Consider the following 25195-nt stretch of genomic DNA (forward strand, 5'->3'; position numbering starts at 1 on the left):
TGCTGCCTTGCTGCAACACCAATATCTTTGGGTAAACCCCTTTATTACTTGGCGCTGCAGCGGTGTTAGTTGCTCTCACTCACCCGAATCACTGACTTGAGTAAGCTCATCGGGATTCTTTCTGATTACTCTTTGGTCGTAACAACCTCGGCCTCTTTCGGCGCGTCGTTTTCTTCGTCTTCTTCGATGATAAGCTTCCAGCCTACCACATCATCCCAGTAAGCCTGTTCACGTTCAAAATCCAGTTGCACCAGATTATTTTGTGTCAGGAAATTCGCCGGGAAACGCAAGGTCCAGTGGCCGTCATTGGTCATCAGACGCAGACTTTCCGGTGTGGTGGTCGACTGACGTTGATTATTCAGTAGTGTAGCCAAGCGTAATAACTGAATTAACGGCAAATAATATTTTTTCTTGAATAAATTCAAGCGTGGCAGTTCATCCAGCTTAATACCTTTACGGTGCATACGGACCAGGGTTGCCAATAGCAATTGCTGCTCCTGATTGAAGCCCGGCAAGTTGGTGTTTTGCAGAATATAGGCTGAATGACGGTGCATCCCGCTGTGATTAATGCTCAGGCCGACTTCATGTAGCATTGCGGCCCATTTAAGCAGTGCTTCAAGTTGTGGCTGTACCAGCTTGGTATTCTGTGCCATCCATTGGGTATAAAGCTGTTCGGTGGTTTCCAGTACCCGACGGGCCTGTTCGCGGTCAATATTATAGTGTTCGGCCAGGCTTTTGGCTGTGCGCTGGCGAATATCCTGATGGCGGAAACGGCCTTCCATCTCATACAACACACCTTCACGCAGTGCACCGTCAGATAGCCGTAACTCTTTGATTGCTAATGCATCGAATACACCACACAGAATAGCCAGACCCGGCACAAATACGGATTGACGATCTTCCGATAATCCCGGCAAATTCAGGGCAGAGAAGTGTTTGAATTGCAGCACTTGGTCAACCAGCATTTCGAGGCGTTCCGGGGTGATCAACCCGTCCTTCTCGCCCATTGCCACCAAGACTTCGTAGGTGGCTTTAATGGTGCCAGAGGCCCCCAGTGCGTACTGCCAGCCTTGGATCCGATATTGCCATGCCAGATTTTCCAGTTTTTGTGCTGCCGCCAAACGGGCACGTTTGAAATTGGCCTTACTTATCTCACCGTGCGGGAAAAACTGTTGAGCAAAACTGACGCAACCCATGCGACGACTTTCTACCAGCAGTGGTTCGAAGTCTTCACCAATAACCAACTCGGTGGAGCCGCCACCAATGTCAATGACCAGCTTGCGACCTTTCTCCGGCTGAGTATGTTCTACTCCCATAAAAATCAGACGAGCCTCTTCCTGACCAGAAATGATCTCTATCGGGTAAGGGATAACCGCAGTAGCGCGCTTGAGGAAGGTTTCCGCGTTAGCTGCTTGCCGCAGCGAATGGGTGCCGACGATACACACGTTGTCCGGTGAAAAACCCTGTAAACGTTCGGCAAACAGTGCCAGACAGGCTAAACCCCGTTCGATGGCCTCTTCGCTGAGCATATTATTATGGTCTAAACCATCAGCCAGATGCACTCGCTGCTTCAGGCGGCCTAAAACCTGCAAAGCGCCGTTGACGACGCGAGCAATCACCATATGGAAACTGTTAGAACCCAGGTCAATGGCGGCAATTTCCTGCGGTTTGGTGGTCGTTGAATTGTTGGATAGCGGCATATTTTTAGCTCGATGCGTCTGGTTGTTCCAGCGCTTTTAAATAATCATAGATGGCAATCTGTGCACGTACTTTGCGCCTATTGCCACGCGGTACATAACGATTACTCAGTTCTTTATCAATATAACGGGCTTTTACCGTGTCGTTGAATAACAGCTCTAAAATATCCAGTACCCGCTGCTTTAACCTTGGGTCCAGCAACGAGACTGCGACTTCAATACGATAATCAATATTCCGGGTCATCCAGTCAGCGGAAGAGAGATACACCAGTTTGTCGCCTTTATTCTCAAAGACGTACACCCGGTCATGCTCTAAGAAGCGGTCAACGATACTGGTAACCTGAATATTATCGCTGATCCCAGGCATATTTGGGATTAACGAACACATACCACGCACTAATAACCGGATTTTTACCCCTGCACTGGAAGCGCTATATAACCTATCTACCAAGCCTTTATCCACTAAATTATTTATCTTCAGGGTAATACCGGCGCTTTCACCGGCCTGAGCATGAATAATTTCCTGATCAATCAATTGATACAGCATCAAGCGCGAGTTCTGTGGTGACACCATTAGATTATCAAATTTGACCGGGCGATAAGGGTTTTCAATAAAGTTAAATACCCGCCGTACTTCATTGGTAATCCTGGCATCCGCCGTCAGTAACGAATAATCGGTATAAAGGCGGGCTGTTTTCTCGTTAAAGTTACCGGTGCCAATATGGGCGTAACGGACGATTTCGTCCCCTTCCAAGCGGGAAATTAGGAATAATTTGGCATGAATCTTCAGGCCCGGCGCGGAGAAAATAACATGTACACCGGCAGCGGTTAGGCTTTTAGCCCAATGGATGTTGGCTTCTTCATCAAAGCGCGCTTGTAGCTCCACCACCACTGTGACTTTTTTGCCGTTATGGGCCGCATGGATCATTGATTCGATAATGCGCGAATCCTTGGCGACCCGATAAATATTGATTTTAATCGCTAATACGCTCGGATCGAATGATGCCTGACGCAGTAATTCCAATACGTGTTCAAAGGTATGATATGGGTAATACAGCAGCACATCCTGTTCGCGGATGGCATCAAAACCGTTGCGGAATTTATCGAACCAGATATGGCGTAGGCGGGGCATTGGCCGGTTAACCATATTGCTTTTGCCGACATTCGGGAAGCTGATAAAGTCTTTAAAATTGTGGTAACGGCCGCCGGCGATGACTGAGTCATCATTAGAGATGCCCAGCTTGTTACGCAGTAATTCCACCATCTCATCGGGCATATCGCGTTGGTAAACAAAGCGCACCGGTTCTGCCGTCAGGCGTTGTTTCAAGCTGGATGACATCAGTTCCAGCAGACTGGATTCCATTTCAGTGACCAAATCATATTCGGCATCACGGGTCATCTTCATGGAATAGGCATTCAGCGTATCGTAATCAAAGAAGCCTTTAAAGATCTCATCAAGGCAATACCTCAATATATTATCAAGTAATATCATTGGCTTGCGTCGGCGAGGGGCTTCCGGCGGCAAATTAACAAAACGTGGAACTTTATCTGAAGGAATTTCTAGCAGGGCATAGGCGATTTGCTGACCGCGGATAATTTCCACCGCCAGATAGGTGTAATCGTCTTTTAAGAATCGCACCAGATTGGTGTCATGGTTGATCAGGATTGGCGTGATGTGCTGGCGCAGGTGCTGTTTAAAGTATTGCTTCAACCAGATTTGCTGATTCTCGGAAATCTGCCGCTCATTAATCAGGAAGATCTGATTGCGCGCCATCTCCAGTAATAAATCATTATATAGCCCGTCAAATTCTTGATCGGCTTTCACCACTTTGCTCTGAATTCTTTTCAGCAAATGGCGGGAAGTCACGGCAGAGCCTTGCTCTTCGCTAATCAAAATGCGCCGTTTCAGATCGGCAAAACGGACTTTGTAGAATTCATCCAGATTATTGGAGTAAATGCCAAGAAACCGCATCCGCTCAATGAGTGGATTGCTCTTATCCGCTGCTTCCTGCAATACCCGCTCATTAAAAGATAACCAGCTGAGTTCTTTTTCGATGTAGAGCTTTTCCTGACCCATTGCAACTCCAGTAAGATTATTGTGGGAGTATTTAGTGTCCATAATCATTATTGCGAAAGATTGACAAGAAAGTCCAACAGATATCATTAGTTAACGTCCAAAGATATTGTCAGATAAGTACCATCAACATTGTCATGCAAACACCACAAAACTGACATAAGATGCTCGGTCATCTGGCTATACATTAGTGGTATAGACGCAATTGATTTGATTACAGTAACCATAGACGGATATGGCGTAGAGCATGAGGCAATCGAAGAGTATGCCGCGAACGGGCACAGTAACACCATCAGGGAGAGACAAACGCCGGGCTGTCATTGACTCTTTGGTGCGCATGATGGTGACTGGCAGTGGCATGCTAGTGTTGCTGACGTTAATGCTGATTTTCTTCTATTTGTTGTATGCCGTATTCCCCTTGTTTAAACCTGTCGCTATCAATTTGCATAATCAGTTTGCGGTCAAACGCAGTGCCCCGACTGTTGCGCTCGGCGTTGATATTCAAGGGCTGGTGGGGTATCGCATTGATAACCAGGGCAAAGGGTACTTTATTCGGCTCAATACTCAAGGGGGATCTCCGGCAGGTAGCCTGATAAGCGAACAAGTATTATCACCACCGCCGGTGTCCATCAGCCGTGCGGCGGGTGGGCAGCCTCTGTATGGTGCTGGCCTCAATAATGGTCGTTTTATTTTACTGCAACCTGATTTTTCGGCCACTCCGCCACGCTGGCAATTTCCGCTGGGTGATCAACCGCGGGTGATGGATTTGAAAGGCCAGCGCCTGCACCATTTGGTTTTGGCTGAATCGCAACCACAGCAATTTGCCATTGCCGCCGTTACCGATGATGGCCGCTTACTGGCCGGTAAGTTTACTGAGCAGGGGCAACAGCTCGCTGAACTGACTGATGTACCGAAGAAAACCGATCAACTTCTATTGGCGGCTGACGGGCGTTTACTTTATCAATTATCTGGCAACCAACTGTATATCTATCAATTCGACCCTGAGCCCAGGTTGCGTGAGGTCGTATCGTTATTTGATGATAAACCTGTATCAGACCAGCCATTGACTCTTTCTTTGCTGGCGGGTGGAACATCGCTGCTGGTGCAATCGCCGGATGGCAAATTAACCCAATGGTTCGATGTACAGCAAAAACAAGACAACCTATTTCACTTAACCTCTATTCGCAGTTTTACCCCAGCAAGTAAAGGCTTATTGGCCACCGAAAACATGCGTCGGGTATTCGCTTCATTGTCGCCTAAAGGTGAGTTATCACTCTTTTCCAGTATCCAGTCATCACCTCTACTGCAACATAAATTGGCCGATGGTATTAGCCATGCTGCTTTCTCTCCCTGGGGCGATAGTTTGCTGGTGGAGAATGCCGCCGGTTGGTCTGCTTACCAATTGGATAACCGCTATCCGGATATCAGTTGGCGTAGCTTGTGGCAACGGGTGTGGTATGAAAATTACCCTGAACCGGCCTATATCTGGCAATCAAGCTCTGCACAAGAGAACTATCAGGCTAAATTCAGCCTGGTACCGATTATTTTTGGCACATTAAAGGCGGCTGGCTATGCCATGTTATTTGCTGTACCGCTGGCATTGGCTGGCGCTATTTACACCGCCTATTTTATGTCGGCTGGCTGGCGTCGGGTGGTTAAACCGGCCATTGAGATGATGGGTGCATTCCCGACGGTAGTGATCGGTTTGATTGCCGGTATTTGGCTGGCTCCGGTGATTGAACGTTATCTGGTGGGCATTCTGTTGCTCCCCCCGTTACTGGCATTGGCCATCTTATTGTGTGGCTGGGGTAGCTCTCGTTTGGCAGAAAAGGCCCAGTGGCAGTTACCCGCAGGCTGGGATGTGATGGTACTGTTGCCGGTTATTCTGTTGACGGGGTGGTTGGCATTATGGTTAGGGCCGCAGTTATCGCTGTGGGCGCTAGGGTTGCCGTTACATGAATGGTTGGGTGACAACTATGACCAACGCAATGCTCTGGTGGTGGGTGTCGCCATGGGATTTGCTCTGATCCCGGTTATTTTCTCGCTGGCGGAGGATGCGTTGTTCAGTGTGCCCCCGTCACTAAGCCAAGGCTCGTTGGCCCTGGGCGCTACCCCGTGGCAGACCTTGGTTCGGGTGGTACTCCCCTCGGCTTATGCCGGTATATTCTCTGCTTTGATGATTGGTTTTGGCCGTGCAGTGGGTGAAACCATGATTGTACTGATGGCGACCGGTAACACGCCGATTATCAATGGCAGTATTTTTCAGGGGCTGCGGGCGATGGCGGCTAACATTGCCATTGAAATGCCGGAAGCGGTGGTCGGAAGCGGGCATTATCGGGTGTTGTTCCTGACGGCGTTGGTGCTGTTTTGCTTCACGTTCTTAGTGAATACCCTGGCAGAGGCTATCCGCCTGCGGTTGCGTGAACGCTATCAAATGGAGCGGACCGCATAATGAACACTGAGTTTAAAGCCTCTAACGCGGTAACCTCTGGCGCGGTAACCTCGGGTTCGACCAAAAAATGGTTTGCCTCCGGTTCTCCGTGGATCTGGCTGACTGCCGGTGCCGTGAGTATCAGTCTACTGGCGTTGTTGGGCATCGTATTATTGTTGGTTGGGCAGGGGATGCGCTATTTCTGGCCCGCCCCGGTCTATCTATTTGAACTCAAACAACCTGCGGCTGGCCCGGTTAAGGTGATTGGCGAAATTTATCAACAGCAGTCTCTGCCTCGCCAGCAGTTAGAACAGTCTGGGGTTATTTTACCGCCACAGGCGAGTGAGACGGTGACCCGTTATTTGATTAAAACCGGTAACCGGGAGGTTCAAGGGCTGGATTTTCGTCGGTTACTGGACAGTGATATCCAACAGCGCATTCAGCCTAAAGACTTGCTGGTACTGGATCGTCAGCATAATGGCACAGCCTACGGGTTTCTCGCCGGAATGTTGGACAACGGCCAGCCATTAGTGGGTGATAATTTGGCTCAGGAACTGCAAAAACGCCTTCCTATCATTCAGGGCCTGGTCAGACAGTCGAACGATATTCAGTTCCGCCAGATGAACATGCTCAATCAGCAGTTCGAGGCGTTGCGGCTACAGAAAAAACGCCTGCAAATAACCGGTGATCTTGACAGCAAATCGCAAGACGATATTGAAGCTGAGTGGGGGCAGTTACAGCGCCGCCATCAGGCCATGCAGGAGAAGTTGCGTAGCCTGCAAACCGAGCAAAACCGTTACACTTTACTATTGCGGGATATGAATGGGCAAATTCACTCACTGTCACTGAGCCAGATCAACCGCGCCTGGTATCCCAATGAGATGAGTTTCGGGCAAAAACTGCGTCATTGGGTGGCACAAGTTGATAAATTCCTGACTGAAAATCCGCGTAATGCCGATACCGAAGGCGGTGTTTTCCCTGCTATCTTTGGTACGGTTCTGATGGTGATACTGATGTCTATCGTCGTTATGCCATTGGGGGTGATTGCGGCAGTTTATCTGCATGAATATGCAGGGAGAAACTGGCTGACTCGGATGATCCGTATCTCGGTGGTGAATCTGGCTGGTGTGCCATCGATTGTTTATGGCGTATTTGGCCTCGGCTTCTTTGTTTACCTGATAGGCGGTTCACTGGATAAACTGTTTTATCCTGAGGCACTCCCCAACCCGACATTTGGCACGCCGGGAGTGTTGTGGGCGGCGTTAACGCTCGCTTTGCTGACGTTGCCGGTGGTGATTGTTGCCACTGAAGAAGGTTTATCGCGCATTCCGGCCAGTTTGCGGCAAGGTTCGCTGGCCTTGGGGGCCAGCAAGGCAGAGACTTTATGGCATATTGTGCTGCCTATGGCGGCCCCGGCAATGATTACCGGGTTGATTTTAGCCGTGGCACGGGCCGCGGGTGAAACCGCACCCTTGATGCTGGTTGGCGTCGTAAAATCTGCCCCACTATTACCGGTGGATGGTATCTTCCCATTCCTGCATTTAGAACGTAAATTTATGCATTTAAGCTTCCAGATATACGATATGGCGTTTCAAAGCCCCAATGTGGAGGCTACCCGTCCACTGGTGTTTGCCACCGCGTTACTGCTGGTGCTCATTGTGGTTGGCCTTAATTTGGCCGCTATTGGTATTCGCCATCATTTGCGTGAAAAATACCGAGGTTTGATGGTGTGACTGAACTTGTTAACCCGCAGGACAAAATATGGCAATCTTGACACCCGATTCGCTGCCGCTGCTGGATGTGCAGCAACTGACTCACGAGCAAACGGCACTGGCGGTCGAAGAACTCAATTTATTTTATGGTGACAAACAGGTGTTGCACGATATTTCATTGAATGTGCCTAAGCATCGGGTTACCGCACTGATTGGTCCGTCCGGTTGTGGCAAATCCACATTATTGCGCTGTTTTAACCGCATGAATGATTTGCTGGATAACTGTCGCCTTGAGGGTGAAATTCGCCTGGGGCAGGACGTTATTACCGATAAAACCACCGATGTGGCCACATTGCGTCGGCGGGTCGGCATGGTGTTCCAGCGGCCTAACCCATTCCCAAAATCAATTTATGAAAATGTGGTATATGGTCTGCGTTTACAAGGGGTCCGCGACCGACGAGTGCTGGACGATGCGGTTGAACGTTCATTGCGCGCAGCGGCATTGTGGCATGAAGTCAAAGACCGGCTGCGGGAAAATGCCTTTCGTCTCTCTAGCGGCCAGCAGCAACGTTTGGTGATAGCCAGAGCCATTGCTATTGAGCCAGAGGTGTTATTGCTAGATGAGCCGACATCGGCACTGGATCCTATCTCGACCTTAACCATTGAAGAGCTGATAACCACGCTAAAACAGCAGTACACGGTGGTTCTGGTTACCCATAACATGCAGCAGGCGGCGCGGGTCTCCGACTATACCGCCTTTATTCATCAGGGGAAGCTGGTGGAGTATAACGATACTGATGCGTTATTTACTTCGCCATATCAGCGTCGTACCGAAGATTATATTACCGGGCGTTACGGCTAATGAGCCATTGGGTATAGCGAAAGCTTCCAAGGTGTTTGCCTGATTTATCTTTCACAATTTAAGTTTACACTTTCATGTGCCGCTCGTTATTTAAGTGACTATTGAATGGAAGCATTAAGTGAAAGAGCTATTGATAACTCAGCCGGATTTTATGGAGACATTTAGCTGTGTCGGATCAGCATGTCGTGAGCACTGCTGCCACGGCCAGAATGTCACTCTTGATAGAAACCGCTATCAGAAATATATCAAAAGCCCTTATTCAGAGATTAAACGTATTGCTGTCACGCAGATTTCTGTTACTCAAGCCAGTCTGGCATCCTGGGCCAATATTAACCCTGATAGCGAGGGGAATTGTCCATTTCTTGATGAGCAGCGGCTATGTCAAATTTATAAACACGCAGGTGTTAATGCGCTGAGTAATCGTTGTGCAACCTACCCTCGGATTGAGCATATTTATAAGAATCAAAAAATTAAAAGCATGTCACTTTCCTGCCCTGAGGTAACCCGTCAGGTATTATTTTCGACTGATGCATTAACGTTGCGTTTTTCTACTATTGATCAATATGACTATTATAAAGCAGCAGATATTGTGGCCGAAGAGCGATTAGCCAATCGTGCCTGTGCGGCGATTGCAGCGAACCCACAACCGAATATTGAAGAAAACCTTTGGACGATAAATCGTTTTTTACAGGACTACCAACGCTGTAATGATGTGGGCAAAATTAAGATGGTTGAGATTGACGGCCTGCGCACTGGGTTAATTTCGGCTATGGTTGCGGGAAAGGCTGCCCGTGCGTTAATGACTGTAGAACCCGATCCTGTCATCCGTGGTGAGTTATTGGATTGCCTGCGACGATTTATGACCAATCTGCCGGATATCCGCGGGAAAAAAAGGCTTTCGGTCTATACTAATACCTTACTGAGCTATTTCATCAATGGGCAAGCTGAGCGTTATCAAGCCAAGCAACTATTAACTGATGCCTGGTGTGAATATGCGTTACCCTTTTTCTCTCAGCATACGTCAATATTGCGTAATTATTTTCTCTATCGTATTCATCATAATCAATTAGCGATGGCCGATGCATTACCGGCAACGGCTTCGTTTAATTTATATGTTATTGACTATTTTTATCTGAAAGCATTAATCAGCGCCCATGCCAATAAGAATCAACAACTAACAGAAGTTGATGTCATTAATATCATTTATTCTTACCATGCTTGTAGCGAATCTATAGATAGCACCAGCCAACAATTTAAACAGGCGCTGATGGATTTAGCATTGAGAGCGGATTTCCCATTATTATCTTTGTTGGCGTGACATGGTATTTTCTCATCTCAATCTCTGGAACCGGTTTATTGCGTTAACTTCTGAGGGGCGAGATTGGGGCCAGATGGCCCCAACAGAAGATTAAGCACTCTTTATCGATGGTGTTTTATATTTAGCCAAATATTGCGGCTGGAAAATGCACATACGGATTACTGTGCGGTATTCACCATTGATAAAGAATTCTTGCTTCAATTCACCTTCTATTTCAAAGCCTAATTTTGTATAAATATGAATGGCTTTCTCATTTTCTTTATCCACAATCAAATACAGTTTGTACAGATTCAGTACCGAAAAACCATATTCCATCGCCAATTTTGCTGCCATACCTGCATGGCCTTTACCTTGATGAGCCGGATCGATAATAATCTGAAACTCAGCACGTCGGTGAATATGGTTAATTTCAACTAATTCGACCAGACCGACTTTTGTCCCCTGACTTTCAATAATAAAGCGGCGTTCGCTCTGGTCATGGATATGTTTATCATATAAATCAGACAGTTCGACAAATGCCTCGTAAGGCTCTTCAAACCAATAACGCATCACGCTGGCATTGTTATCTAACTGATGAACAAACGGCAGATCATCCCGTTCCAGAGGACGTAACCTGACGCTGCTAGTGGTAGACATGCTTATTCCTCATAATGCGACAGCGGTTGCTGCCATGGAAATTATACTATTAGCATGAGGTGTAAGCACAAGGGAATTAAAAAGGCGCTCACCCTAAAATGGCAGCGCTTTTAATCAACCGGCATGAATAGCTGTTTTTACTCTGCCGCGTAACCTTGAGCAGGTAAGCGCTCACCATCAAGCCAGGCGGCATTATCCCGCATGGTCAGGCGGCCATCAGTAAACCAACCAACCACCAGCGGATAAATGCTGTGTTCCTGAGTTTGCACTCTTTCGACGACGTCTTCTTCGGTATCATCACTGAAAATCGGTACTTTAGCTTGCAGGATAACCGGGCCACCATCCAGCTCTTCAGTGACAAAGTGCACCGAGGTACCATGCTCCAGATCGCCGTTTTCCACGGCCTGGCGGTGGGTGTGCAAGCCGGGGTATTTCGGCAATAGTGACGGATGAATATTGAGCATTCGACCCGCATAGTGCTGAACAAACGCCGCACTGAGAATACGCATATAACCGGCTAGCACCAGTAAATCAGGTTGATACTGATCAATGGCTTGCGCCAATGCCAAATCAAAACTGGCGCGGTCAGCATAGGCTTTGGCATCTATTGCATGGTGCGCAATGCCCGCCCGCTCAGCACGTTCTAACCCATAAGCATCAGGGTTATTACTGAACACGGCGCTGATAGTGCCTGAAATACGCCCTTGTTGCTGGGCGTCGATCAGTGCTTGCAAATTGCTTCCCTGGCCTGAGACCAAAACCACTATCTTTTTCATATACCCTTCGTACTTGAAGTTGCAGGGGGTTAGCTTGCCGCCTACCTGCAACTCCAATAACTTTAGGTATAGACGTCAATGTTTACATTAAAAAATAGCGATATGACTAATCGGTAATATTATTGATTAATGATGACTTGATCTGCGCCTTCCTCTGCTGCAGCGATGACACCGATTTTCCAGGCTTTTTCGCCAGAGGCTGTCAGTAATTCAACCGCTTTATCCGCTAATTCCGCAGGCAGGACGACAACCATGCCGACACCACAGTTAAAGGTGCGATACATTTCGTGGTGGCTGACATTACCGGTTTGCTGCAACCAGCTAAAGATGGCTGGCCACTGCCAACTGGCTTCATCAATAACCGCTTGCATCCCTTGTGGCAACACGCGGGGAATATTTTCCCAAAAGCCGCCGCCGGTTAGGTGAGCAATCGCATGAATATCAAGTTTTTCAATTAGGCTAAGAATTGATTTTACATAGATTTTAGTGGGTTCCAGCAAATGGTCAGCCAGCGATTTACCTTCCAACTGGATCTGCTCTGGATGGGTATTACTGACTTCCAGAATTTTGCGAACCAGCGAGTAACCATTGGAGTGCGGGCCACTGGCACCTAAGGCAACCAGTACATCACCTGGCGTAACTTTGCTGCCATCGATGATTTCAGATTTTTCGACCACGCCAACACAGAAGCCAGCAACGTCATAATCTTCGCCATGGTACATGCCCGGCATTTCTGCGGTTTCGCCACCGACCAGTGCGCAACCGGATTGTTTACACCCTTCGGCGATACCGGTAATCACGCTAGCGGCCGTATCTACATCCAGTTTACCGGTGGCAAAGTAGTCAAGGAAGAACAGGGGTTCTGCACCCTGAACCACCAGGTCATTGACACACATGGCCACTAAATCGATACCGATGGTATCGTGGCGTTTCAGATCCATTGCCAGACGCAGCTTGGTGCCCACGCCATCGGTGCCTGAAACTAAAATAGGTTCACGGTATTTTTGTGGCAAAGCACACAGGGCACCGAACCCACCCAATCCCCCCATCACTTCTGGGCGGCGGGTCTGTTTAACCACACCTTTTATGCGATCAACAAGGTCATTGCCGGCATCGATATCGACACCTGCGTCTTTATAGCTGAGAGAGGTTTTGTTGGTCACTGCGAGGTCCCCACGGCGGTTGGCTGTTTAAGCTTATCCCTTCATCTTTGAAGCCGCAGGGTTGTTGGCTACGTTCACTTACTCGAATCACTTACTTGAGTAAGCTTATCGAGATGCGTTCGCTTGCCGCCTACCTGCAACTCCAATTATTTTGGGTATTAGGAATAAAACGCGACAATTCTAACAGCGCAGGCAAACGTTTGCGAGTAGCTTGTGATATCCCGCTGATTTTTAGCTTGCTTGACTTAATAATGATTTTCTATTGATCTTAATCAGGCTATTCATTGTGGTTTTCAAAAAAAAAGGCGGTATAATCTCGCGATTTTTTTTGGCCGTCAACCGCCTAACCAGGAGAAAAATAATGAAGATCGTTGAGGTGAAACACCCGCTAGTAAAACATAAACTTGGTTTGATGCGTGAGAATGATATCAGCACGAAGCGTTTTCGCGAGCTAGCATCTGAAGTGGGGAGCTTGCTAACTTACGTGGCAACCGCCGATCTGGAAACTGAAAAGGTGACTATCGAAGGTTGGAACGGGCCGGTTGAGATTGAACAGATTAAAGGTAAGAAGATTACGGTGGTACCCATTCTGCGTGCTGGTTTAGGTATGATGGAAGGGGTATTGGAGAATATACCCAGCGCCCGCATTAGTGTGGTGGGTGTCTATCGTGATGAAGAGACACTCAAGCCGGTACCGTATTTCCAGAAGCTGGTGGCTGATATCAACGAGCGCATGGCGTTGGTTGTTGATCCCATGCTGGCAACCGGTGGTTCGATGATTGCGACTATCGATCTGCTGAAGAACGCTGGCTGCCAGAGCATTAAAGTACTGGTCTTGGTCGCCGCACCGGAGGGGATCAAAGCGCTGGAAGAAGCGCATCCAGACGTAGAGCTGTATACCGCCTCCATCGATCAGTGCCTGAACGAACAGGGTTACATCATTCCAGGATTGGGTGATGCCGGGGATAAGATTTTCGGAACGAAATAAAAGGTCACACCATTATGCTATTCGCTTGCTATTTTGAACCTGGGCAGTGCTCGAAATCCTCACGTTATCATGATTTACAAGGTCATGGTGTACGCTCCGGTTTCTGTGCGCTGTCCGTGTCCAAACTGCCTGCGCTCATTACCGCATACTGGAATAACCTTGAGATAGCCGACTCAATAGTCGGCTTTTTTTTTGAATAATTTTTAGCGTAAATCACACCATTGAAGAGGATAGAGAAAATGAGCCGTCGCACCATTGGCATCAGCGAACGCCCACCGCTGCTCCAGACGATCCCCCTAAGTTTTCAACATTTGTTCGCCATGTTCGGTGCCACAGTTTTAGTTCCTATTCTGTTTAAAATTAACCCAGCCACGGTGCTGCTGTTCAACGGCATCGGGACCTTGCTCTATCTGTTCATCTGTAAGGGTAAAATTCCGGCTTATTTGGGTTCAAGTTTTGCGTTTATTTCACCGGTACTGCTGTTATTACCGTTGGGATATGAGGTCGCACTGGGTGGTTTTATCATGTGCGGTGTGCTGTTCTGTTTGGTGGCGCTGATTGTGAAAAAAGCCGGTACCGGCTGGCTGGATGTCATATTCCCACCTGCGGCGATGGGGGCGATTGTCGCGGTAATCGGTCTTGAGTTAGCCGGTGTTGCTGCTGGCATGGCCGGGTTACTGCCCGCCGAAGGGGTAACGGTTGATTCATCCACCATCATTATCTCAATGGTAACCTTAGGTGTGACCATCCTGGGATCGGTGTTGTTTCGTGGCTTCTTCGCCATTATTCCTATTCTGATTGGTGTGTTGGTCGGTTATGCCTTGTCATTCGTGATGGGTGTGGTTGATTTAACCCCGATTAGCAACGCGCATTGGTTGGCCTTACCGACTTTCTATACCCCACGTTTTGAGTGGTTCGCTATTCTGACCATCTTGCCAGCGGCGCTGGTGGTCATTGCCGAACATATCGGGCACCTGGTGGTAACCGCGAATATCGTGAAAAAAGATCTGATTCGAGATCCGGGCCTGCACCGTTCAATGTTTGCCAACGGTATTTCGACGGTGATATCCGGCTTCTTCGGCTCCACACCGAATACGACTTACGGTGAGAATATCGGTGTCATGGCGATAACCCGAGTTTACAGCACTTGGGTTATCGGTGGTGCTGCGATTCTGGCGATTATGTTGTCGTGTGTTGGCAAACTGGCGGCAGCTATTCAGGCGGTACCGGTGCCAGTTATGGGCGGCGTTTCACTGCTGCTGTACGGTGTTATTGCCGCGTCTGGTATCCGCGTATTGATCGAATCAAAAGTTGACTACAACAAAGCACAAAACCTGATCTTAACCTCGGTTATCCTGATCATCGGGGTGAGTGGCGCGAAAGTGAATATTGGCGCAACTGAACTGAAAGGCATGGCGCTGGCGACAGTTGTCGGTATCGGCCTGAGCCTGCTGTTTAAAGTGATCAGTTTGATTCGCCCGGAAGAAGAAATCATCGACGCAGCAGCAGAAGAGTCGGTACTTAAATAGACGTGATATCTGGCCGGGCCGTTGTTGTCTATGAATCAGTCCAATGTCTGTTCGGCCATTTTTTCGCCTAAGATCAGGTTGTTATGCTGTTGTAGCTTTTTATGGTAAGCTTGCCACGATTCCTGCCCGTTTTGTTGGTTGAGGTGCTTCTGAATACGCCGGCACAGCTTTCACTGCCACTTTATCTTCCCAATGATGAAACTTTTGCCAGTTTCTATCCGGGGGAGAATCCGTCCCTATTCGCTGCGATCCAGTCTGCTGTTCATCAGCCCCATGGCAGTTATATCTATTTCTGGTCGCGCGAAGGCGGTGGCCGCAGTCATTTGTTACATGCCGCTTGTGCTGAATTATCGCAAAAAGGTGAAGCGGTGGGCTATGTCCCACTGGATAAGCGCGCTTATTTTGTGCCGGAAGTGCTGGATGGTATGGAGCAGCTAGCGCTGGTTTGCATTGATAATATTGAGTGTATTGCTGGCGATGAACAGTGGGAAATGGCGATATTTAATCTCTATAATCGCATTGTCGAAACCGGCCGCACTCGTTTATTGATAACCGGTGATCGCCCGCCCCGGCAGCTCAACCTTGGTTTGCCTGATTTAGCGTCGCGCCTTGATTGGGGGCAAATCTATAAATTACAGCCGCTGTCAGATGATGAGAAATTACAAGCTTTACAGTTGCGCGCTAAATTGCGTGGTTTTGAATTGCCGGAAGATGTTGGCCGCTTTTTGCTAAAACGGCTGGATCGGGAAATGCGCACCCTGTTTATGACATTGGATCAACTTGATCGGGCATCGATTACCGCGCAACGTAAGCTGACTATTCCTTTTGTGAAAGAAATATTGGGTCTTTGAGATTGAACGAATAAACCACAAACACCGTCATTCGTTCAATCTTTCGCCGTCATTAAATCACTTTAAGATTTCCAACACCTGCTCTGGCGGGCGGCCCAGACGTGCTTTCCCGTTATAAACCACAATCGGGCGCTCGATCAATGTGGGATTATCGCTCATGGCTTGCAGCAATTGATCCTGTGTTAGTGCCGCATCAGCCAGATTCAGCGTTTTGTAGAGTATTTCTTTGGTACGCATCAATTGACGTGCCTCGCTAAAGCCTAACTGCGGCAACAACGCTTTTAATTCTGCCACTGACGGTGGCGTATCCAGATACAGGATCACCTGTGGCTGAATACCCTGTTGTTCAACTAACGTGAGAGTTTCCCGGCTTTTGGAACAGCGTGGATTATGATAAAACGTGACCTCTTTCATCGTCATTTTCCTTAAGACTTTTGGTATTTTTGGAAGCGTTTATCTAACTGGCGCAACTGGTCAATGCGAGCGTCATAGCGGGCCTGTTCCAAGCTGCCCAATTTTACCCGTGCACTGGCATCGCTGAGTAGGCCGATTGCTTGTGTTAGCTTGCCACTTAAGGCCAGACTTTCTGCCCGTGCGGCCAGTTCTTGATCGCGTAAACCCAGTGCAGCGGCAGCCTGAGCCAGCAGATCCCAACCATTAGGATCATTTGGATTGGTGAAAGTATAGTTGCGCAATAGCTTGATGGCCGCAGCCGGCTGCGCGCCCTGCACATAAGCATTGGCCAGATTCAGTTGGAGCACCGGCTCATCATCTTGCTTCGCGGTTGCGGCTTGTAGGCGAGCAATAGCTGCTGCTGCTTTATTTTGCCCCAAATCGATATCTGTCATCAAATCGAGGAACCAAACATTGCCGGGCTGCTGTGTTAATAGTGGCTGTAACTGATTACGGGCTTCGTCATATTTCTTCGCTTGATACAGCAAAATGGCCTGACCGTATTTGGCCGCCAGTTGCTCACGTACCGTACCTTTACTTAATGTTTCCAGTAGATCCGGGGTCAGACTGTTTTCGGTCGAGCCATACATCCCCAAAATGCGGACTTTGGCGAATAAATAATCTTGCGATGAGGCAATAGGGTGAGGCTTCATCTGATTGGCACGGTTACGCGCATCGGATAAACGGCTGTCCGGTAGGGGATGAGTCAGTAACATTTCCGGTGGTTTTGACGCATATCGCGACTGGTCAGCCAATTTTTGCAGGAAGTTTGGCATAGCTTGTGGATCAAATCCTGAACGTTGCAGCACTTGAATACCAATACGGTCAGCTTCCTGCTCATTGCCTTGAGTAAAGCTGATGACGCCCTGTTGAGCACCGGCTAACGTGCTGCTCAAACCTGCCATACCGGCTTGTGGACTGGCCATCGTCAATAGGATAGAACCTAACACTCCGACCCACGTCAGGGGCGCCATCCGTTGCTGCTCTTCCATGGCTCTTGCCAGGTGGCGTTGTGTTACATGAGATATTTCATGCGCTAATACGGATGCCAGTTCACTTTCGTTATCGGTATAGCGGAACAGCGCCGAGTGGAGCACCACGTTGCCGCCAAAAAAAGCAAAGGCGTTAATTTGATCGTTATTCACCAGATAAAAATGAAATGGCGTGCGCACTGAGTAGGCATTGGCTACCAACCGGTTACCTAGTGTATTGATATATTGGGTCAGGAGCGGGTCATAAATCAGTGGGGTGCTGGCACGCATTTGGCGGACATAAAAATCCCCCATGGCTTTTTCCTGATCGATGCTCAAGGTTGCCCCAGCGGAGGTGCCAATATCAGGCAGTTGGTCTTGGGTCTCAGCGCGGGCAGGAAGGGTGCCAGTGAGCAGCAAGCTACTCAGTAGTGTGGCGATAACTGTCTTAGTTAACCGATGCGTCATAAACGAGGTTGCCCCTGCTAATGTAATGATAATTAGACTCCGAGATGTATAAGAGTTCTTCTTCCTTGCTCTGCTCTCCAGTACAATCATCACGAAAGCGAGTTAGATCACAAAAATAGGACCAAATACGTTAAAAGATTAAGCTCATCATCCATTGCTGTGGCTCGCAACTATCTTAGTCAGCCTGTGGTTATAAATAAATAGTTATAAATAAATAGTTATGACCGAATAATGAGTCGGTCAATGGTAATAAGAGAACCGCTAACGTGTAAAGTTTACCTTCGGGTTATGCCTTTGTGTGTCGGGGCGATTAAAGGAACCCGCTAATTTGTGGGTTTCTCATGGTGGTTTTTGTGGGTTTCTCATGGTAGTTAAGGAGCAATTTCGGATGTTAGAGCTGTTGTTACAATGGTACCGTCGGCGTTTTACCGATCCGCAGGTTATCGCTTTACTGATTATTCTGTTGGCGGGATTCTGTATTCTCTACTTCTTCAGCGGTATTTTGGCTCCTTTACTGGCCGCGATTGTACTGGCGTATTTATTGGAGTGGCCGACCGCCCGATTACAACGTATTGGTTGTTCGCGCCCGTGGGCGGCCAGTATTGTCCTGGTGGTTTTTGGCAGCATAACATTGCTGGCGGTGTTTGTTGTGGCTCCGACAGTGTGGCAACAGGGCAATAATCTGATATCAGATATGCCAAAAATGCTGAATAAATTCAATGCATTTGCCCAGACATTACCTTCACGTTACCCCGCCCTGGTAGATGCGGGCATTGTCGATATGATGGCTGAAAACTTACGCAGCAAGCTGTCGGGCATGGGGGAGTCAGTGGTTAAAATCTCGCTGGCGTCATTAATCGGCCTGCTGACCTTAGCAATCTATCTGATTTTAGTGCCGCTGATGCTGTTCTTCCTGCTTAAGGATAAAGAACAGATGCTGAATGCGGTGCGCCGTATTTTGCCGCGCAACCGTGGTTTGGCGGGGCAGGTGTGGCTGGAAATGAACCAACAGATTACCAACTACATTCGGGGCAAAGTGATGGAAATGGTGATTGTTGGTATCGCCACCTATTTAGTATTCTTTGTGATGGGGATGAATTATGCCCTCTTGTTGGCGGTGTTAGTCGGCTTCTCGGTGCTGATCCCTTATATTGGTGCGGTGATTGTCACCATTCCAGTGGTGCTGGTGGCATTATTCCAGTGGGGGATCGGTGCTGATTTCTGGACCCTTTTTGTCGCCTATCTGGTGGTGCAAGGACTCGATGGCAATGTGTTGGTGCCGGTGCTGTTCTCTGAAGCGGTAAATCTACATCCGCTGGTTATTATCCTGTCAGTGATCATTTTCGGCGGTATGTGGGGTTTTTGGGGGGTGTTCTTTGCTATCCCACTGGCCACCTTGGTCAAAGCTGTTATCCATGCCTGGCCAGAAGAGTTTATCCCTGATGCGGATTAATTATCCCCTGTGCCCTTGATGCCGCAGCGGTGTTAGCTGCACTCACTCACCCGAATCACTGACCGGAGTCAGCTCATCGGGATGAGTTCGCTGGCTGCCTTGCTGCAACAGCAATGGCTTTGGGGATCATTCGATTTATTGCCAATAAAAAAGAGCGTTTGAACGCTCTTTTTTTGCTCTTCTGGCTAACTAATCACTCAGGCACTTTGGCGTAAGTAGTCCATCACGATATCGTGATGATTGGTGGTTTTGAAATTATCAAACACATGCTCCACCTTGCCGTCTGCATCAATTAAGAAACTGATGCGGTGGATACCATCGTAGGTTTTACCCATAAAACTTTTCTCGCCCCAAACGCCAAATTGCTCCGCAACCTGATGATCTTCATCAGACAATAGGGTGAAATTTAGCAGTTCTTTTTCAACGAAACGTGACAGTTTTTCAGGTTTATCGGTACTGATGCCGAGTACTTCAACACCTGCTTTCTTCAATTCATCCATATTGTCGCGCAGGCCACCGGCCTGAACAGTGCAACCCGGTGTCATCGCCTTAGGATAAAAATAGACCAAGACACGTTGTCCCTGGAAATCGGCCAAACTAATTTGCTCGCCGTCTTGGTCGGGCAAACTAAACTTCGGCGCAATATCACCGGCTTTCAATGGGCTCATTACTAACTCTCCATACGTGAGTCATGCTGTGGATAGTTCACCACGCTAATACTGCCTTGCGCGTTGAGTTCTGTACATAGCTGATAAAAAGCGTGTTCAATTATTGAACTGTTTTGGCTGGCAGGGCTGTGTGCACTGATCTGGATGTGCAACCGAGGGCGCGCACTGCCTTCAGCCGGTTGAGTTTTGGATATCAACTCTGCGATATTCATATTGTGGCAATAGAACAGGTTGGTAAACCGTTCAATAATATGAGGATAGTCATTAACTTCAACTTTTACCCATACCGTGGCGGGCATCGACTTTTGGTCTTGAGCGTTGGTACGCTTCATGACAATCAGCAAATCAAGCTCTGCGCCTTTTTGCGGCAAGGTTGATTCCAGTAGGGTAATCGCGTTCCAACTGCCCGAAAGCAGCATAATAAAGGTGAACTCCTCACCGAACATGGCCAGCCGGCTATCTTCGATATTACAACCGCAGCTACTGACATGGAGGGTGATGGTATTCACGATCCCTGGGCGGTCAACACCCAGTGCGGTAATGACCAGATAATGTTCATCAAGCTGCGGCAAAATCGCTCTTCCTGTCATGCTCTTTGGGGTTACCATGGTAAACATAAAAAAAACCTGCTGCCAAGCGCTTACAACACAGTTGTTTGCTTGCTTTTGGATAGAGGTCAAAAGTACCATGAGTAACTTGTTTAAGGAGGGGGTGGGCAATGTTTACGTTTACAGGAAGCATCGTTGCGCTGATAACGCCGATGGGCGACAACGGTGCTGTGGATCGCGCAAGCCTGAAGAAACTTATCGATTATCATGTAGCCAATGGTACTGCGGCGATTGTCTCCGTGGGTACTACGGGTGAGTCTGCAACACTGAACCATGACGAACATGTTGATGTGGTCATGCAGACGCTCGAATTGGCCAATGGCCGGATCCCAGTGATTGCCGGAACCGGTGCTAATGCCACTTCCGAAGCCATTTCTCTCACTCGACGGTTCAATAATACCGGCGTGGTGGGTTGTCTGACAGTAACGCCATACTATAATCGGCCAATGCAAGAAGGGTTATATCAGCATTTTAAAGCGATCGCAGAAAGTACCGATTTGCCGCAAATTCTCTATAATGTGCCTTCGCGCACCGGTTGCGATATGTTACCGCCGACCATTGCTCGCTTAGCCAAGATTAAAAATATTGTTGCTGTTAAAGAAGCAACAGGGAACTTAAGTCGGGTTAGTCAGATCCAAGTGCTGGTTGATGATGAAGATTTCATCCTGCTCAGTGGTGACGATGCGAGCGGACTAGACTTTATGCAACTGGGCGGCAAAGGTGTTATTTCTGTGACGGCAAACATTGCTGCGCGTGAAATGGCTGAACTTTGTGCCTTGGCGGCACAGGGTAACTTTGCAGAGGCACGCCGTTTGAATCAGCGCTTGATGCCATTGCATCAGCATTTATTTGTAGAAGCAAACCCAATTCCGGTGAAATGGGCCGCGAAGAAACTGGGGTTAATGGCGAATGACACTTTGCGTCTGCCAATGACCCCTCTGACTGATCCGGCTAAACGGGTTGTGGAAGACGCGCTGAAAAGCGCCGGTTTGCTGTAACTCTTAGGGAAATTTGATGGCAATAACATTGCAAAAGTCGACGGTGGTAACGGTAGTGGGTGTTTCGCTGGCGATGCTACTGGCGGGTTGCACCACTGACCAACGCTACAAACGCCAGGTTGGCGGTGACGAGTCTTATCTTGAAGCGCCTGCGCTGAAACCGCTTAATTCACCCGCAGGGATGATTCTGCCTGTGCAAAATGGTGATTTTGATGTCCGTTCCGTCAACGCTCAAGGCGCGGTGGGCAAACAGTTGGACATCCGTCCTCCGGTACAACCACTGGCATTGCTAAGCGGTTCTCGCGCTGAAAATGCTAACGATACCAGCAAGCTATTGTTAGAAAATAGCCCGCAAAACCATAATCTATGGGCGCAGGTTACCCGCGTGCTACAGGATAAAAACTGGGCGATAGCTAGCCGTCAGGATGCCAGCCAAACGTTAACGACTGACTGGATCAAATGGAACCGGGCAGATGAAGACGTGCAGTTTGAAGGCCGTTATCAGATAAGCGTGCAGGAGCAAGGTTATCAGTTGGTATTAGCGGTGAAATCCCTTGCTTTACAGCAAGGTGGGCAACCGATCACCAACTATACCGAAATTCAGCGCTACAACGGCGCCATGCTGAATGCCATTATCGAAGGTCTGGATAAGGTCCGTTCTGATAGCGAAAGCAGTCAGGCTGCCCGTAAAATCGGCACGCTGGATGTTCAAAGCGGTAGCGATGATACTGGCTTACCGCAACTGATTGTTCGTGCCCCTTATGCTGTGCTGTGGGAACGTCTGCCAGCCGCACTTGAGAAAGTCGGCATGAAGGTCACTGACCGTAGCCGTCCACTGGGTACGATTAGCGTTACCAGTAAATCCATGAGCAGCAGTAGCTGGGATGCGTTGGGCGCCAAAGACCCTGAATTGCCAGAAGGTGATTATAAGCTGCAAGTCGGTGACCTTGATAACCGCAGTAGCTTACAGTTCATCGGCCCGAAAGGGCAAACCTTAACTCAGTCGCAGAACGATGCGCTGGTTGCGGTGTTCCAGGCGGCGTTTAGCCAGACGAGTGCGACAAGTACCAAATAAAACCAAAGGGGCTTGGGCCCCTTTAGACCCCCCCCCNCATCTTATTACTCCAGTAATGTGAAAATGTAACTCGCTATAAAATGAATGAGCCCGTCATAATTCGAGTACTCGAATTATGACGGGCTCATTCATTTTATAGCGAGTTACATTTTCACATTACTGGAGTAATAAGATGCAAAAGCTAGCTGAGTTGTATCGTGGCAAGGCGAAGACCGTCTATACCACCGAAAATCCTGACCTATTGGTATTGGAGTTCCGTAACGATACGTCAGCACTGGATGGTCAGCGCATTGAGCAGTTCGATCGTAAGGGCATGGTAAACAACAAATTTAACCATTTTATTATGGCTAAATTAGAAGAAGCTGGTATTCCGACCCAAATGGAACGTTTGCTATCAGACACCGAAGTGCTGGTTAAAAAACTGGAAATGATCCCGGTTGAGTGCGTTATCCGTAACCGGGCTGCGGGTTCATTGGTAAAACGACTGGGTATCGACGAAGGCTTAGAACTGAATCCACCGCTGTTTGATCTGTTTTTGAAAAACGATGCGATGCATGACCCGATGGTCAATGAGTCTTACTGCAAAACCTTTGGCTGGGCGACAGAAGTACAATTAGCGCGCATGAAAGAACTGAGCTATTTGGCCAACGACGTGCTGAACAAACTGTTTGATGATGCCGGTTTAATCCTGGTGGATTTCAAATTGGAATTCGGTCTGTACAACGGTGAAGTGGTGTTGGGTGATGAGTTCTCACCCGATGGCAGCCGTTTGTGGGATAAGCAAACGCTGAACAAAATGGACAAAGACCGTTACCGTCAGAGCCTGGGTGGTTTGATTGAAGCCTACGAAGAAGTTGCACACCGTATCGGTGTAAAATTAGACTAACCACGCAATCGATTACGTTTCGTGTTTTGGGGAGGCAGCCTCTATCTCCCCCATCTCTGGTAATCATTCATTATTTTAATGGTATTAGCTCCGCAGATTTCCTACGATAATACGTAAGGAATATCTCTGGGAGCAAAGTTATGCGTTGGCAAGGTCGTCGTGAAAGCGACAATGTGGAAGACAGACGTGGAAATTCATCTGGCGGCGGTGGGTTCCGGCCTCCGAGAGGTGGCAAGGGCGGTATTGTTATCCTGATTGTGGTGCTGGTCGCTGGCTACTATGGCGTTGACCTGACGCCGCTATTAAATGGCAGTGACCCGATGTCACAAACCCAGACTCAATCACGCTCAACAAGCTCTGTTAGCGCCAAAGATGATCAATACGCTAAATTTACCTCAGTGGTGCTGGCTGATACCGAAGACACTTGGAAACCTATCTTCCAAAAAATGGGCCGTACCTATCAGGAACCTAAACTGGTGATGTACCGTGGTACAACCCGCACCGGTTGTGGTACCGGTCAGTCGGTTATGGGGCCATTTTATTGCCCGGCAGACAGCACGGTTTATATCGATTTATCTTTCTATGAAGACATGAAAAATAAGCTGGGGGCAGGGGGGGACTTTGCTCAGGCCTATGTGATCGCTCATGAAGTTGGCCACCATGTACAGCATCTGATGGGTATCGACGCTAAAGTGCGTCAGCAGCAACAGGGGGCATCTCAGGCACAAGCTAATCGTTTATCGGTCAAAATGGAATTGCAGGCCGACTGCTTTGCCGGTGTTTGGGGCAAAGCCATGGAACAACAACAGGTGCTAGAGGTGGGAGATTTACAAGCAGCGCTGAATGCCGCACAAGCCATTGGTGACGACCGGCTCCAGCAGCAAAGCCAAGGGCGGGTGGTACCGGACAGTTTTACTCACGGCACATCACAGCAACGTTATACCTGGTTTAAACGGGGTTTCGACAGCGGTGACCCCAATAGCTGCAACACCTTTGCCAGCCGCTAATAGCGCTAGAACCCCACGTCAGCAGCGATTATCATAAGACTACTTTTTATCGGCGCACTCGCAGCCGGTATTTTATTGCAAAGCAGAATAACTATTATGGTAAGGCAGAATAACTATGGCCGCTCTTGATCCCACTTTATTAATCCTCTTGGCGCTAGCTGCACTCGGTATTATCAGTCACAATATGACCGTCACACTAGCCATTCTGACATTGCTCGCCATCCGCATTACTCCGTTAAATCAGTTTTTCCCGTGGATAGAAAAATACGGTTTAACCATTGGCATACTGATTCTGACCATTGGGGTAATGACCCCGATTGCCAGTGGTAAAATCAGCGCCAGCGAGGTGCTGCACTCCTTTGTTCAGTGGAAATCGATATTAGCCATTGTAGTGGGGGTAGCAGTCTCCTGGCTAGGAGGCCGGGGTGTGTCGCTGATGACTCACCAACCGTCGGTGGTAGCCGGGTTATTAGTTGGGACGGTGCTCGGTGTTGCGTTGTTCCGCGGTGTGCCGGTCGGGCCATTGATTGCCGCCGGGCTGCTCTCATTGGTTATCGGTAAATCATAACGT

At 48.5% G+C, this 25195-nt stretch carries 22 protein-coding genes; 13 read left to right on the plus strand and 9 right to left on the minus strand.

The genetic code is table 11. The annotated features are described in order from the left end of the window. Positions 1 to 125: 125 nt before the first annotated feature. Positions 126 to 1700, minus strand: a complete 1575-nt coding sequence (gene ppx / locus AEP37_RS00535) for an exopolyphosphatase (RefSeq protein ID WP_049608229.1) — start codon at positions 1698 to 1700, stop codon at positions 126 to 128. A gap of 4 nt (positions 1701 to 1704) precedes the next feature. Continuing rightward, entirely contained in the window at positions 1705 to 3774 is a 2070-nt protein-coding gene (ppk1, locus tag AEP37_RS00540; protein ID WP_049608232.1) for a polyphosphate kinase 1, read from the minus strand. A gap of 262 nt (positions 3775 to 4036) precedes the next feature. Between ppk1 and AEP37_RS00545 the strand changes: the two genes are divergently transcribed. The 4 genes from AEP37_RS00545 (at position 4037) to fliB (ending at position 10094) form a co-directional block, all read left to right on the plus strand. Beyond that, on the plus strand, positions 4037 to 6223 hold the full coding sequence (locus AEP37_RS00545) for an ABC transporter permease subunit (protein ID WP_049608235.1): 2187 nt from the start codon (positions 4037 to 4039) through the stop codon (positions 6221 to 6223). Continuing rightward, positions 6223 to 7935 carry a phosphate ABC transporter permease PstA gene (gene pstA, locus AEP37_RS00550; RefSeq protein WP_049608238.1) on the plus strand — a complete coding sequence of 571 codons (1713 nt, stop codon included), beginning with the start codon at positions 6223 to 6225 and terminating at the stop codon, positions 7933 to 7935. The genes AEP37_RS00545 and pstA overlap by 1 nt, the downstream gene beginning before the upstream one ends. Before the next feature lie 28 nt (positions 7936 to 7963). Beyond that, a complete protein-coding gene (pstB, locus tag AEP37_RS00555; RefSeq protein WP_049608241.1) occupies positions 7964 to 8776 on the plus strand; it encodes a phosphate ABC transporter ATP-binding protein PstB in 813 nt (270 codons plus the stop codon). A gap of 118 nt (positions 8777 to 8894) precedes the next feature. Further along, positions 8895 to 10094, plus strand: a complete 1200-nt coding sequence (fliB, locus tag AEP37_RS24460; protein ID WP_072086214.1) for a flagellin lysine-N-methylase — start codon at positions 8895 to 8897, stop codon at positions 10092 to 10094. 90 nt (positions 10095 to 10184) lie between these two features. Here fliB and speG read toward each other — a convergent pair whose 3' ends face one another. From speG to purM, 3 genes are all read right to left on the minus strand, one after another. Beyond that, positions 10185 to 10730 (minus strand): spermidine N1-acetyltransferase, encoded by a 546-nt coding sequence (speG, locus tag AEP37_RS00565; protein ID WP_049608244.1) that lies wholly within the window; start codon positions 10728 to 10730, stop codon positions 10185 to 10187. A gap of 137 nt (positions 10731 to 10867) precedes the next feature. Further along, on the minus strand, positions 10868 to 11506 hold the full coding sequence (purN, locus tag AEP37_RS00570; protein ID WP_049608247.1) for a phosphoribosylglycinamide formyltransferase: 639 nt from the start codon (positions 11504 to 11506) through the stop codon (positions 10868 to 10870). 119 nt (positions 11507 to 11625) lie between these two features. Next, positions 11626 to 12669 (minus strand): phosphoribosylformylglycinamidine cyclo-ligase, encoded by a 1044-nt coding sequence (gene purM / locus AEP37_RS00575; RefSeq protein WP_049608250.1) that lies wholly within the window; start codon positions 12667 to 12669, stop codon positions 11626 to 11628. 361 nt (positions 12670 to 13030) lie between these two features. On the opposite strand from purM, the gene upp reads away from it, so the two are divergent. The 3 genes from upp (at position 13031) to hda (ending at position 16037) form a co-directional block, all read left to right on the plus strand. Next, entirely contained in the window at positions 13031 to 13657 is a 627-nt protein-coding gene (upp, locus tag AEP37_RS00580; protein WP_049608254.1) for a uracil phosphoribosyltransferase, read from the plus strand. A 239-nt stretch (positions 13658 to 13896) separates the two neighbouring features. Continuing rightward, positions 13897 to 15186 carry a uracil permease gene (gene uraA, locus AEP37_RS00585; protein ID WP_049608258.1) on the plus strand — a complete coding sequence of 430 codons (1290 nt, stop codon included), beginning with the start codon at positions 13897 to 13899 and terminating at the stop codon, positions 15184 to 15186. A gap of 143 nt (positions 15187 to 15329) precedes the next feature. Further along, the gene (gene hda / locus AEP37_RS00590; protein WP_049608482.1) at positions 15330 to 16037 is read left to right on the plus strand and encodes a DnaA inactivator Hda; all 708 of its coding nucleotides are present in this window, start codon (positions 15330 to 15332) and stop codon (positions 16035 to 16037) included. Positions 16038 to 16094: 57 nt separating this feature from the next. Here hda and arsC read toward each other — a convergent pair whose 3' ends face one another. Together arsC and bepA are read right to left on the minus strand one after the other, a co-directional pair. Further along, positions 16095 to 16451 carry an arsenate reductase (glutaredoxin) gene (gene arsC / locus AEP37_RS00595; protein ID WP_049608261.1) on the minus strand — a complete coding sequence of 119 codons (357 nt, stop codon included), beginning with the start codon at positions 16449 to 16451 and terminating at the stop codon, positions 16095 to 16097. 11 nt (positions 16452 to 16462) lie between these two features. Further along, positions 16463 to 17929, minus strand: a complete 1467-nt coding sequence (gene bepA, locus AEP37_RS00600) for a beta-barrel assembly-enhancing protease (protein WP_049608263.1) — start codon at positions 17927 to 17929, stop codon at positions 16463 to 16465. Between the two features lie 388 nt (positions 17930 to 18317). On the opposite strand from bepA, the gene AEP37_RS00605 reads away from it, so the two are divergent. Beyond that, positions 18318 to 19382: an AI-2E family transporter gene (locus AEP37_RS00605; protein ID WP_049608265.1), complete on the plus strand. Its 1065-nt coding sequence runs from the start codon at positions 18318 to 18320 to the stop codon at positions 19380 to 19382. A 197-nt stretch (positions 19383 to 19579) separates the two neighbouring features. On the opposite strand, the gene bcp is transcribed toward AEP37_RS00605, so the two are convergent. Continuing rightward, entirely contained in the window at positions 19580 to 20050 is a 471-nt protein-coding gene (gene bcp, locus AEP37_RS00610) for a thioredoxin-dependent thiol peroxidase (protein ID WP_049608269.1), read from the minus strand. Positions 20051 to 20052: 2 nt separating this feature from the next. Continuing rightward, positions 20053 to 20622, minus strand: a complete 570-nt coding sequence (locus AEP37_RS00615; RefSeq protein WP_049608272.1) for a glycine cleavage system transcriptional repressor — start codon at positions 20620 to 20622, stop codon at positions 20053 to 20055. 146 nt (positions 20623 to 20768) lie between these two features. Here AEP37_RS00615 and dapA point away from each other — a divergent pair, with 146 nt between their 5' ends. The 5 genes from dapA (at position 20769) to AEP37_RS00640 (ending at position 25192) form a co-directional block, all read left to right on the plus strand. Beyond that, the gene (gene dapA / locus AEP37_RS00620) at positions 20769 to 21656 is read left to right on the plus strand and encodes a 4-hydroxy-tetrahydrodipicolinate synthase (RefSeq protein ID WP_049608274.1); all 888 of its coding nucleotides are present in this window, start codon (positions 20769 to 20771) and stop codon (positions 21654 to 21656) included. 16 nt (positions 21657 to 21672) lie between these two features. Further along, positions 21673 to 22731, plus strand: a complete 1059-nt coding sequence (bamC, locus tag AEP37_RS00625; RefSeq protein WP_049608276.1) for an outer membrane protein assembly factor BamC — start codon at positions 21673 to 21675, stop codon at positions 22729 to 22731. Positions 22732 to 22903: 172 nt separating this feature from the next. Beyond that, a complete protein-coding gene (gene purC, locus AEP37_RS00630; protein WP_049608279.1) occupies positions 22904 to 23617 on the plus strand; it encodes a phosphoribosylaminoimidazolesuccinocarboxamide synthase in 714 nt (237 codons plus the stop codon). 140 nt (positions 23618 to 23757) lie between these two features. Beyond that, positions 23758 to 24624: a KPN_02809 family neutral zinc metallopeptidase gene (gene ypfJ / locus AEP37_RS00635; RefSeq protein ID WP_049608282.1), complete on the plus strand. Its 867-nt coding sequence runs from the start codon at positions 23758 to 23760 to the stop codon at positions 24622 to 24624. Positions 24625 to 24739: 115 nt separating this feature from the next. Continuing rightward, entirely contained in the window at positions 24740 to 25192 is a 453-nt protein-coding gene (locus AEP37_RS00640; protein WP_004876835.1) for a DUF441 domain-containing protein, read from the plus strand. Positions 25193 to 25195: the final 3 nt, after the last annotated feature.

Source organism: Yersinia pekkanenii (assembly GCF_001152565.1).
GTDB classification, from domain to species: domain Bacteria; phylum Pseudomonadota; class Gammaproteobacteria; order Enterobacterales; family Enterobacteriaceae; genus Yersinia; species Yersinia pekkanenii.